This is a genomic window from Halomonas sp. ATBC28 (assembly GCF_005937175.1).
Classification (GTDB): Bacteria; Pseudomonadota; Gammaproteobacteria; order Pseudomonadales; family Halomonadaceae; genus Vreelandella; species Vreelandella titanicae.
Genome location: NZ_VCQL01000008.1, coordinates 147,888 through 159,988, shown reverse-complemented (window position 1 = coordinate 159,988; position 12,101 = coordinate 147,888). Strand labels below are relative to the sequence as shown.

General features: G+C 55.1%; 10 protein-coding genes. 7 read left to right on the top strand and 3 right to left on the bottom strand.

Features of this window, described 5'->3' with window-relative positions:
• Positions 1 to 21: 21 nt before the first annotated feature.
• Together E0L35_RS11250 and E0L35_RS11245 are read right to left on the bottom strand one after the other, a co-directional pair.
• Entirely contained in the window at positions 22 to 351 is a 330-nt protein-coding gene (locus tag E0L35_RS11250; RefSeq protein WP_022523652.1) for an HlyU family transcriptional regulator, read from the bottom strand.
• Positions 352 to 426: 75 nt separating this feature from the next.
• Positions 427 to 1,647, bottom strand: a complete 1,221-nt coding sequence (locus E0L35_RS11245) for an argininosuccinate synthase (protein ID WP_027959286.1) — start codon at positions 1,645 to 1,647, stop codon at positions 427 to 429.
• A gap of 271 nt (positions 1,648 to 1,918) precedes the next feature.
• Here E0L35_RS11245 and rnt point away from each other — a divergent pair, with 271 nt between their 5' ends.
• Entirely contained in the window at positions 1,919 to 2,587 is a 669-nt protein-coding gene (gene rnt, locus E0L35_RS11240) for a ribonuclease T (RefSeq protein ID WP_009286574.1), read from the top strand.
• A gap of 184 nt (positions 2,588 to 2,771) precedes the next feature.
• Positions 2,772 to 4,031 (top strand): 6-phosphofructokinase, encoded by a 1,260-nt coding sequence (locus E0L35_RS11235; RefSeq protein WP_009286573.1) that lies wholly within the window; start codon positions 2,772 to 2,774, stop codon positions 4,029 to 4,031.
• A gap of 193 nt (positions 4,032 to 4,224) precedes the next feature.
• On the opposite strand, the gene E0L35_RS11230 is transcribed toward E0L35_RS11235, so the two are convergent.
• The gene (locus tag E0L35_RS11230; RefSeq protein ID WP_009286572.1) at positions 4,225 to 5,940 is read right to left on the bottom strand and encodes a bifunctional protein-serine/threonine kinase/phosphatase; all 1,716 of its coding nucleotides are present in this window, start codon (positions 5,938 to 5,940) and stop codon (positions 4,225 to 4,227) included.
• 283 nt (positions 5,941 to 6,223) lie between these two features.
• On the opposite strand from E0L35_RS11230, the gene ppa reads away from it, so the two are divergent.
• From ppa to prmA, 5 genes are all read left to right on the top strand, one after another.
• Positions 6,224 to 6,754, top strand: a complete 531-nt coding sequence (ppa, locus tag E0L35_RS11225) for an inorganic diphosphatase (RefSeq protein ID WP_022523655.1) — start codon at positions 6,224 to 6,226, stop codon at positions 6,752 to 6,754.
• A gap of 190 nt (positions 6,755 to 6,944) precedes the next feature.
• Entirely contained in the window at positions 6,945 to 8,819 is a 1,875-nt protein-coding gene (gene dsbD, locus E0L35_RS11220; protein WP_041158435.1) for a protein-disulfide reductase DsbD, read from the top strand.
• Between the two features lie 333 nt (positions 8,820 to 9,152).
• Positions 9,153 to 9,629 carry an acetyl-CoA carboxylase biotin carboxyl carrier protein gene (gene accB / locus E0L35_RS11215; RefSeq protein ID WP_022523657.1) on the top strand — a complete coding sequence of 159 codons (477 nt, stop codon included), beginning with the start codon at positions 9,153 to 9,155 and terminating at the stop codon, positions 9,627 to 9,629.
• A gap of 31 nt (positions 9,630 to 9,660) precedes the next feature.
• The gene (gene accC, locus E0L35_RS11210) at positions 9,661 to 11,001 is read left to right on the top strand and encodes an acetyl-CoA carboxylase biotin carboxylase subunit (RefSeq protein WP_022523658.1); all 1,341 of its coding nucleotides are present in this window, start codon (positions 9,661 to 9,663) and stop codon (positions 10,999 to 11,001) included.
• 143 nt (positions 11,002 to 11,144) lie between these two features.
• Positions 11,145 to 12,059: a 50S ribosomal protein L11 methyltransferase gene (gene prmA / locus E0L35_RS11205; protein ID WP_041158434.1), complete on the top strand. Its 915-nt coding sequence runs from the start codon at positions 11,145 to 11,147 to the stop codon at positions 12,057 to 12,059.
• Positions 12,060 to 12,101 lie beyond the last annotated feature (42 nt).

Here is a 12,101-nt window from a genome sequence, read left to right as displayed (position 1 = left end):
AATGATATGATGGCGTTGTTGCTACTCGCCCTCGCCTGCCCTGCGCGGGTCTGGCTCGAACATCGCTTCACCTACTTCATCAATATAGCGTTGCGCTTTGGTGATCATCATGGCATCACAGGCCTCTCGCCCTGGGAGCATATCGGAACGCTCAAAGCGGTGCTCAAGAGTTTCACCACTGGCGTCGGCCTTGCGAATCCAGCCACTGACGCGGTACTGACCGCTCTGATTGTCTGGCTGAGAGACAATCTCGTAACCTTTGTATTCCACCGGCTCAGCAGCTTTGGTGGTAGCACCTGGCTCAGCCTGACGATCACTACCGAAGAGACCGGAAAATAATTTCTTAAGCATAATGGCTCCTTTGCTTGCAGGGCGGCAAGGAGATGGCCACCCTGCAAGATATAAGCTGCTTTTATCAGCGCTTAATTAGCTCTGCTTACGACCCTTGCCTGCGGCAATGCGCAAACGCAGCGCGTTTAGCTTAATAAAGCCTTCGGCATCTTTCTGATTGTAAGCGCCAGCATCATCTTCAAAGGTAGCGATTGATTCATCAAACAGCGACTCATCGGACTTGCGGCCCACTACGGTAGCGCTGCCTTTGTAGAGCTTCATACGCACGACACCCGCTACATTCTTTTGGGTCTCGTCAATGGCCGCCTGCAGCATGCGACGCTCAGGGCTCCACCAGTAACCGTTGTAGATCACTTCTGCGTACTTCGGCATCAACTGATCTTTTAGGTGGGCTTCTTCGCGGTCTAGGGTGAGCGACTCAATGGCACGGTGAGCACGCAACATAATAGTGCCCCCTGGCGTTTCATAACAGCCACGAGATTTCATGCCCACGTAGCGGTTTTCAACAATATCCAAACGGCCAATACCGTTGTCGCCACCCAGTTTGTTGAGCTTTTCGAGCACTTCATGGGCTTTCAACGGCTCGCCGTCGATGGCCACGATATCGCCCTTTTCAAACGTCAGCTCAACATAGGTGGGCTGGTCGGGCGCGGCTTCAGGAGAGACACTCCAGCGCCACATATCGTCTTCAGCTTCGGCCCAGGGATCTTCCAAAATGCCGCCCTCATAGGAGATGTGCAGCAGGTTGGCATCCATTGAGTAGGGCGATTTTTTCTTTTTATTAGAAAAATCGACCGGAATTTTATGCTCTTCGCAATACGCCATTAGCTTTTCGCGGGAAGTTAAATCCCACTCCCGCCAAGGGGCGATCACTTTTACGCCGGGCTTCAGGGCATAGCCGCCAAGTTCGAAACGCACTTGGTCGTTGCCTTTACCCGTAGCACCATGGGAAATAGCGTCGGCACCCGTTTCATTGGCAATTTCGATCAACCGCTTAGCAATCAGCGGACGAGCGATAGAGGTACCCAGCAGGTATTCGCCCTCATAGATAGTATTGGCGCGGAACATCGGGTAGACGTAGTCACGCACGAACTCTTCACGCAAGTCTTCGATGTAAATCTCTTTCACGCCAAGCGCTTGCGCTTTAGTTCGCGCCGGTTCGACTTCTTCGCCCTGACCGATGTCGGCAGTAAAGGTCACTACCTCGCAGTTGTAGGTTTCTTGCAACCACTTAACGATAACGGATGTGTCCAGGCCGCCTGAATATGCCAGCACAACCTTTTTGACATCGGACATTCTTTGCTCCTCGTTGACCATAAGATATTCATTAGTAAAAACTACACTTGCCACTAGCGCCTGGCGAATGTGATAGCTCGTATTTGATAGCTCGTTGGAGTAAACCGTTGAGACTGACGTTGAGTATAGCGTTCTCAATGCCCAGCGAATACCGTCAACGACGCCTGGGGGCTAAAGCTGCTAGAATCTCCCCATTCAAAGCGGTGGTTTGCCGCTGATGTTGACTGATGACTCGCTTTACTATTACTCGCTTTAAACCAAGGAGAGCTGCATGAGCGAGGCTATTGCCCGCGAATTAATGGCCCAACGTTTTCGCAGTTACCTGCCTGTGGTCGTTGATTTAGAAACCGGGGGATTTAATGCCCAAGGCGACGCTGTACTCGAGATAGCCGCCGTCACGCTGACCATGGATCCGGAGGGCAACCTGCTTCCTGATGCCACCTATGCCTACCACATTCAGCCCTTTGAAGGGGCGAATGTAGAGCAGTCTGCGCTCGATTTTACCGGTATCAACCTGGACGACCCCCTGCGTCGCCAGGTGGCGCTGAGCGAGTCTGAAGCGCTGGGCGAAATTTTCCGTCCGATTCGTAAATCGATCAAAGCCCACGACTGCACGCGCGCTATTTTAGTCGGCCATAATGCGGCGTTCGACCAAGGCTTCTTGAACGCGGCGGTCAATCGCTGCGGCATTAAGCGCAATCCTTTTCACCCATTCTCAAGCTTTGATACCGCCACCCTTGCAGGCCTGGTCTATGGTCAAACGGTACTTGCCCGGGCCTGTCGTGCCGCAGGCATCGAGTTTGACAACAAAGCCGCTCACTCCGCTCGTTATGACACCGAGCGCACTGCCGAACTGTTTTGCGCGATGGTTAATCGCTATAAAGACCTGGGTGGCTGGCAGCTTGCCCAGCGCGAGCAAGAGATGGATGGTGCGGATTAACACCTCGCCGTCAACAACGTAGCCGCTGATGCAGAGAGCCATTGATGCAGAGAACTGGGCTTTACGCTAAACTTCGCCCCATTACAGCAATCTGGTTTAGCACCGACAATGCCGGGTAGCGGGTATTTGGCGGTGATAAATATATCGATTAAAACTATCCGTTTTTAGGAGATGAGACGTTTCCATGGCCCAGCATAATGCCTTTTACGCCCAATCAGGTGGCGTCACCGCCGTGATCAACGCCAGCGCCTGCGGCGTTATCGAAGCCTGCCGTCAAGCCCCCGATCAAATAGGCAAGGTTTACGCCGGTCATAACGGCATTATCGGTGCCTTAACGGAAGACCTTATCGACGTTACCCAGGAGAGTGATGAGGCAATTGCAGCGCTGCGCCATACGCCGGGCGGCGCTTTTGGCTCCTGCCGCTATAAGCTCAAAGACATCGACACCCACCGTGCCCAGTACGAGCGCTTGATCGAAGTCTTCAAAGCCCACGATATTCGCTACTTTTTCTATAACGGCGGCGGCGATAGCGCCGACACCTGCTTAAAGGTCTCTCAACTTTCCGAGAAGCTGGGCTATCCGCTGACCGCTATCCACGTGCCTAAAACCGTCGATAACGACCTACCGATTACCGATAACAGCCCGGGCTTTGGCAGCGTAGCCAAGTATATTGCCACCTCAACGCTGGAAGCATCGCTGGATATCGCCTCCATGTGCGCTACCTCCACCAAGGTATTTGTGCTCGAAGTGATGGGCCGCCACGCGGGCTGGATTGCCGCTGCAGGTGGTTTAGCCGGCGAAGCCGAAGGCGAGCCGCCGCATATGATTATCTTCCCGGAAATCCCCTTTAACCGTAAGGCCGCCATGGCGCGGGTTGAAGAGAGCGTTAAACAGTATGGCTACTGCGTTATTGTGGTCTCTGAAGGCGCTCGCTACGAAGATGGCACTTTCCTGGCCGATGCAGGTAACACCGATGCGTTCGGCCACCGCCAGCTTGGCGGCGTGGCACCAACACTTGCCGGTATGATCAAGCAGGATTTGGGCTACAAGTATCACTGGGCAGTGGCCGACTATCTGCAGCGCGCGGCGCGTCACCTGGCGTCTAAAACCGACGTTGAACAAGCCTATGCGGTGGGTCGCGAAGCGGTAACCTTGGCGCTGGCGGGTAAAAACGCCATGATGCCCGCCATTCGCCGCATCTCTCAGGCGCCCTACCAGTGGGATGTGATCTCTGCCCCGCTCTCCCAGGTGGCCAACCAAGAGAAGTTTATGCCCCGGGACTTTATCAGCGAAAACGGTTTTGCCATTACCCAGACCTGCCGGGACTACCTCTCACCGCTGATTCAGGGCGAGGACTTCCCACCGTTCGAGAATGGCCTACCCAAAGTCGCCAAACTGAAACTGGCCAAAGCAGAACGCAAGTTGCCCATTTTTACGCTGTAAACGGTTAACGGATCACCGGTCATTGCGAACTGAGATTGCTTCGTCGCTTCACTCCTCGCAATGACCTACCCTTATGTCATTGCGAACGCAGTGAAGCAATCTCGGGGTTGGCTGCCACAATACACTTAGATTCCCGCGTCGCTTCGCTCCTCGCAATGACATAATCTTATTTATCCACCTTTACTACTTGGAGTTAGCGTAGCAACCAGGAAAGCACTAACAGCAATAACAGAATTCCCGCCACACCCTGCCAGAAACGCCGCGGCTCCTGGCGGCTCTCTTCCCGATTGGGCAGCCGCCCGAGCGGCACCCTAAGCGCATGCAAAAACTCAGACATACGCCTAAACCGCAACGCCCTTTGTGGATCCAAGGCGCGGCGTAGTGCATCGTCTAATTCCTGGGAGATTTCAGGATTGGTTGTTCGCGCACTACGATAGGTCAACTCTTCGAGGTCGGTATGGCTGCGCAGCCTGTTGGGTGTCAGTGTGTAAGGTAACGCGCCGGTCAAAAGCCAGTAAGTAGTGGAGGCTAGCGAGTACTGATCACTACGCCGACCGATGCTGTCGCCCAAGGCATACTCAGGTGCGCTGTGTTCGTTAAAGCCAATCTGCCTGAGCAACTCACCTGAGTGGCGATGCCCTTCCCCATCACGCATATGGCAGGCACTAAAATCGGTGAGCACGAGCTTGCCATGTGGGTCGATCAAAATATTATCGGGATTGATCTGCTGATGAATAATGTCCCGATGATGCAGCGCTTGCACCGCTTTACCCAACTGATTGGCAATGTCCAGGCGCTGGGTCAAGCTGGCTTGAGGATGGCGCTCTGCCCACTGTCGCAGCGTCTCGCCTTCAATATGCTGCATCAGATAATAGAGGTAGCGTCGTGGCCGAGATGGCTCCATCACCTTAACCACAAAGGGCGAGTTAACCCGCTCCACTACCCACTGCTGGAGCAGAAAGTGCTCAAGATAGGCATTGCGCAACGAGAGCTCGGGGCTGGGCGCTTTCATGACCATTTCCCGTTCGCTATGCACATCACGGACACGGTACACCCGCGACTGCGCCGTTCGCGATAGCACGGCGAGAACCTCCAGGCCATCTAAACGCTCACCCGGCGCCAGCTCAGGGGGAATGGGTAGATCACCGTAGAGCTGCCCCGGGTGCTCGGCGACCTCATCGGGTAATTCATCGATACGTACCAGCTGAAAGCAGAACTGATCACCGCCATAGCCACGCTCCTGGGCGCGCTGCTTCGCCTCATCAGCTAGCCGCTCGCAGGCGGCATCCAGATCACTGGCATCCTGGCGAATCAAGCGCACATAGTCGGAAGGTAGCAGCGTGCCGCGCACGCCCTGGGTAGTAAACAGGAACAGATCGCCCTGCTTAAGCGCAATGTGGGTGTAATCGATATCGACACTGCCATCCAGACCCAGTGCCCGTGAAGGGTAACGATAGCCGCCTAAATCAGTCACATGGTCGCGGCTTAGCTGTTCAAACTCGGCACCCCGTAAGCGAAAGACCAGCGTATCCCCCATATGGAACAGGTGGGCTTCACGGCCACGAAACACCATCGCCGACATGGATGAAACAAAACTCCCCTCTTTCACATGCTGGCTTTGGCTGTAGCACCAGCTATTAAGCGCGCGCAGTACGCGGGTGGCAGAGGTTTTTACGTCCCAGTGATCGGGGGTGGAGAAGTAATCGGCCAGGAAGCCGCGCACGCTGATATCACCGGCCTGTTTGGCCATGGTATTGCGTGAAATGGAGTCGCTGATCACCGCACAGCCGCCTTTGGCGCGAAGCAGCGGCGCTTCAGGAAAGCGAACTGACATTGAGCTGCGATGCAGGCGCCGATCGGGCGCGACAAACGCTTGACCATAACTAATGAGCAACTGGGCGTGCGACAAGTCATCCTCCTAGGCTGCCGACTCGATCGAGGGACATCACTGCCAACCAACACTATTGATAAACTCTGGCTATGATACACGCAGCGGAACAGAAACGATGCCCACCAAACGTCTCTATCGTATTCGTCCAAATGGCAGGACATATGAATGATCACCCACGAACAACCTATGTCGCATTGGTAATCGTGCAGTCATGTTCGTATAATTCTCCGCCATAAACGACTCTGACACGTTTGCCTAACCACGGCACGACTCTAGCCACAGCACTACCAAGGAATCAACGATGAACTTCGATAATATCCCTGCTGGAAAGGATCTCCCCAACGACGTTTACGTGGTGATCGAAATTCCAGCCAACCACGACCCGATCAAATATGAAATTGATAAGGACATGGGCGCGCTACTCGTTGACCGCTTTATGGCCACTCCCATGTTCTACCCCGCCAATTACGGCTTTATCCCGCATACCCTCGCCGACGATGGCGATGCGCTGGACGCCTTGGTGGTTACCCCGCACCCGGTTCAACCTGGCAGCATTATTCGCGCGCGCCCGGTAGGCATTCTGAACATGACCGACGAAGCCGGTGAAGATGCGAAGTTGATCTGCGTACCCCATGCCAAGCTAAGCTCGCTCTACGACGATGTCCACGAAGTTACCGACCTGCCTGAGCTACTGCGCCAGCAAATTGCTCACTTCTTTGAGAACTACAAAGATCTCGAGAAAGGCAAATGGGTAAAGGTTGAGTCATGGGAAGGTGCTGACGCTGCGCGTAAGGCGATTGAAAAGTCCGTAACCGCCTATCAAAAAGCGTAAAAATCTCCTTGCGGTGTATTTCTCCGCCGCCAATGGGATAAGAGGCCGCCTTCTGGGCGGTCTTTTTATATGCGCAGGATTAACGCATTATTAACGGCCGCGTCACGTCACCGCAGCGTATACGCCAGGGACTTAAGGTTGCGGTATGCTGTTCGCCTTTCATTGCGATGCCATTGATTAAGGACGCACCGTGTTATCTCTTAAACGCCTGAGCCTGTTTACATTATTGATTTTCTTTCTTGGCTTGCTACCGCTAAGTGCAAACGCCCAATGGTTTTCATCGTCTAGCAACCAAGACGAATTTTTGCCGGTTATGGAAGCCTTTCAGCCGACTGCTTGGCATGATGGCGATACGCTCTATATCGGCATGGATATCGCAGATGAGTACTACCTATATCGCCACCAGTTCGCGGTAGTCAGCCAAACTGAGGATGTCAGTCTCGGCGACCCCATTATCCCCCAAGGCATCTTTACCAACGATGAGTTTATGGGCGATGTGTATGTGTTCCGCGATCAGGTAGTGTTTGAAGTACCGCTGGAAGCACCCTACTCAGGCCCGCTCAATATTGCCCTGACCTTTCAAGGCTGCGCAGATGCCGGGCTCTGCTACCCTCCAGAGCAAACAACCCTAGAGGCCAGCGAAACCCAACCCCCCAGCCAGTTTGCCGATTGGCAAGCCGATAGTACGGCATCCAGTCCAGCAGCCAACACTCCAGCCGCTAACACCTCTGAACAGATTGGTTTCGCCGCTCCCAAAAGCGAAGATAGCCGCTTTAGCGCTTTGATTAGCGATGCTAGCCTACCACTGGCGCTGGGGCTGTTTTTTATTGCTGGCCTGGGGCTTACCTTTACCCCCTGCGTGTTGCCGATGATTCCAATTTTGTCATCGATCGTGGTTGGCCAGAACCCCACCCGCCCCCGCGCCTTTGCCCTTTCGTTAAGCTATGTGCTTGGCATGGCGCTGACCTACGCCCTGGTCGGGGTGTTAATGGGACTGTTTGGCGCCGGGCTTAATCTTCAGGCGCGACTGCAGTCAGCACCGGTATTGATCATCTTTGCAGTGCTCTTCACGCTCTTTGCCCTGGCCATGTTTGGGGCATTTAACCTCAATCTGTCGCCTCGTTTAGCCAACCGTGTTGACGCTTGGCAGGCACGCGCTCAGCGCAGTGGCCCGGCCGGCCTAGCGCTGGCTGGTGCCCTCTCGGTATTGGTGGTATCACCCTGTGTAACGGCGCCTTTGGCCGGTGCGCTGGTGTTTATCTCTTCAACAGGGGATGCCGCGATGGGCGGCGCAGTGCTGTTTGCGCTGGGCATGGGCATGGGCGTGCCGCTGCTTTTGGTCGGTACCTTTGGTGCCACACTGCTGCCCCGTTCCGGCGCCTGGATGAACGGCGTAAAAATTGCCTTTGGCCTTTTGCTGCTGGGCGTAGCGATTTGGATGGTCGAGCGTTTAGTGTCCGCGCCTATTGCGCTGCTGCTATGGGCAGCCCTTGCGATCGGCACGGCACTGGCACTTGGGGCGCTGAATTTCAATCAGCCGCAGGGGTGGCCGCGGGCACGCCAAACGCTGGGGCTTATGCTGCTAGCTTGGGGGATAGTGTTGGTGATTGGCGCCGCTCAGGGGGGCAGTAACCCCTTGCGCCCCCTGGCGGCAACCTCCAGCATTTCCGGCGAACCTCAGGCAGAAGCACTCGACTTCATCGAGGTAAACAGTTTAACTGAGCTTGAAGCGGCTATTGCACAAGCTGAAGACGCCAACCAGCCCGTCTTTGTCCACTTTACCGCCGACTGGTGTATTTCATGCAAGCTGCTGGAGCGGGATGTTTACCCCGACCCGCAGGTCGTCGCAGCGCTTAATGATTACACCTTGATCGCCGCCGACGTCACCCGCACGGACTCTCAAAGCCGTGAGTTGCTCAACCAATATAATCTTTTCGGCCCACCCAGCCTGCTCTTTTTCAGCCAGGGTGAGGAGATTCGCGATGCACGCATTCAAGGCGAAGTGACCGCCGATCAGTTGCGCGAACATCTGGAGTCAGTTAGCCAGTGGCTAGCAAATAGCTAAGTTCAAACCCTACGCTGGCTACTCATTGAGGCACTACTGCCGCTTTCTGACGCGAATATCGTCAAACAATTGTTTAATTCTTAACTACAGGGTGGCTTGGATGTTGGCGTAGGCAGTTGCTGGACATCCTGGCACTTTTTCGGCAAACTCCGCTCCCATATTAGCTAAAAACTTGCTTTTTTAACGGTGAGAACGGGGTAACGTTCGCTAACATGCAGCGTTCTCTTCATTTTTAAATTTGGTTTACTGCGCAACGTACGCGCCATAAAGAGCTTCCTGCACTTATGCTCGCGCGCTTTGTGACTACCTTTATGACATTGATGGGGCTATGCCATGGATATCCGCAAAGTTAAAAAACTGATTGAGCTACTCGAAGAGTCCAATATTAGCGAGATTGAAATTCAGGAAGGCGAAGAGTCAGTACGCATCAGCCGTCACCCTAATGGCGCTTCGTGGCAGCCACAGCCTATGCCGCAGTATGCGCAGCAACCTGGCTATGCGCCTGCTCCCCCCGCAGCGGGCGCTCCAGCATCAGCACCGGCTGCTGAAGCAGAGCCTCAGGGCGCAAGCTACCGTGGCGAGGCAGTCAACTCTCCCATGGTAGGCACCTTCTACCGCAGCCCAGCGCCGGGCGCCAAATCGTTTGTGGAAGTCGGCGATAGCGTCAAACAAGGTGACACTGTATGCATCATTGAAGCCATGAAAATGATGAACCAGATTGAAGCTGACCGTGACGGTGTAGTGGAAGCCATCCTGGTGGAAGATGGCGAGCCTGTAGAATTCGATCAACCCATGATCGTTATCGCTTAATCTTTCATTTTCAACACGGGTGGACTCTCCCATGCTGGACAAGGTACTTATCGCCAACCGCGGCGAGATTGCCCTCCGTATCCTACGGGCCTGTAAAGAACTCGGCATCAAAACCGTAGCGGTACACTCCAAAGCTGATCGTGAACTGATGCACGTTCGCCTGGCGGATGAAGCCGTGTGTATTGGCCCGGCATCGTCAGCGCAGTCTTACTTAAATATTCCGGCCCTGATCAGTGCAGCCGAAGTCACCGACTCGACCGCTATTCACCCCGGCTACGGCTTTTTGTCTGAAAACGCCAACTTTGCTGAACAGGTTGAGCGCTCTGGCTTTACTTTTATTGGCCCCCGCGCCGAGACGATTCGTCTGATGGGCGACAAAGTCAGCGCCATCCAGTCGATGAAGGAAGCGGGTGTTCCCACGGTGCCAGGCTCAGACGGCCCCTTGGGTGATGATGACGCAACTAATCTTGCCACGGCACGTCGCATTGGCTACCCGGTGATCATTAAGGCTGCCTCCGGCGGCGGCGGTCGTGGTATGCGCGTGGTGCACACTGAAGGCCATCTGCTTTCAGCGATTACCGTTACTCGCACTGAAGCCCACGCCGCCTTCGGTGACGGCACGGTCTACATGGAAAAATTCCTTGAGAAGCCGCGCCACGTGGAAGTACAAGTATTAGCCGACGGCCAGGGTAACGCGATCCATCTTTATGACCGCGACTGCTCGCTGCAACGTCGTCACCAGAAAGTGCTTGAAGAAGCCCCGGCGCCAGGTCTTGACCCAGACGCCCGTGCTCAGGTGCTTGAAGCGTGCCGCCAGGCATGTATCAAGATCAACTACCGTGGTGCGGGCACCTTTGAATTCTTGTATGAAGATGGCGAATACTTCTTCATCGAGATGAATACCCGCGTTCAGGTCGAGCACCCGGTCACCGAAATGGTCACTGGCGTGGATATCGTCAAAGAGCAGTTGCGTATTGCCTCAGGCCTGCCGCTGTCGATTCGCCAGGAAGATGTGCAACTCAACGGCCACTCCTTCGAGTGCCGTATTAACGCCGAAGACTCGCGTACCTTTATGCCGTCTCCCGGCAAGGTAACGCTGTTTCACGCACCGGGTGGCCTCGGCGTGCGGATGGATTCCCATCTCTATACCGGCTACACCGTGCCGCCGCACTATGACTCTCTGATCGGCAAACTGATCACCTGGGGCGCGGATCGTGAAATAGCCCTGACACGGATGCGTAACGCCCTCGACGAGCTACTGGTGGAAGGCATTAAAACCAATATCGACTTGCAAAAGGATTTGGTTCGCGACAGCTACTTCCGTCAAGGCGGTGTCAACATTCACTACCTGGAAAAGAAACTCGGCAGCTAATGCAGCAGCCAAGCGCTTTCCAGCGCACTGTGTGATACCCAGCGGGGTGGCCATGTCCACCCCGTCCTTGTCTTTACTCCATGTGTCTTTACTCCATGTGTCTGTACTGTATTTATCTTTAATTCGCCTTGCGGAGAACCTCCATGCCCTGGCTTCAACTCAAAGCCCACGTCGCCCCCGAACAGGCAGAGTTCCTAGAAGAACTACTGCTTGACGAAGGCGCAACGGCTATTGGTCTTCAGGATGCCCACGATGATCCGGTATTTGAGCCAGAGCGTGGCACCACACCGCTGTGGGAAGATACCATCCTTACCGGCTTATACGATGACCTGGAGGGGGTCGAGAGCATGCTGGAGCGTATCGAGGCCGCCTGGTCAGAGCAGATGCCTGGTGAGCCCTGCCCGACCATCGAGTATGAGCTGCTCGCTGATCGAGATTGGGAGCGCGAGTGGATGGATGACTTCACGCCGCTGCGCATGGGTCAACGCCTGTGGATTGTACCCAGCTGGCACGAACCACCCGAGGCCGACGCCGTTAACCTGATACTCGACCCAGGCCTCGCCTTTGGTACCGGTACGCACCCAACCACAGCGCTGTGCCTGGAGTGGCTGGACGAGCTCGCCGTGGCTGGCCACTTGGCCCAGCAAACCGTACTGGATGTGGGCTGCGGTTCTGGCATTCTCGCTATCGCCGCGCTCAAACTGGGCGCTAGCCACGCCGACGCCACCGACATTGATCCCCAGGCGTTGCAGGCCAGCCGAGACAACGCCGAACGGAATGGTATTGCCGAATCGGACCTAAACCTCTACTACCCTGAGCAGTTAAGCGACGGCGGTGACTATCCTATCGTAACCGCCAATATTTTAGCGGGGCCGCTGGTCGAACTAGCGCCAATGATTGCCGGGCACGTGGCGCCAGGTGGGCGCATTGCGCTATCGGGGGTGTTGGCAAACCAGGCCAATGAGGTTTACGAGGCCTATGCAGCGCAAGGCATTGCTATGGATGAACCGGTGATTCGCGAAGGCTGGGTGCGGCTTAGTGGCTTGCGTCCACGTTAAAGCGGCAATTGGCCTTCACCCCACCACCGAGTAGGCGTATCA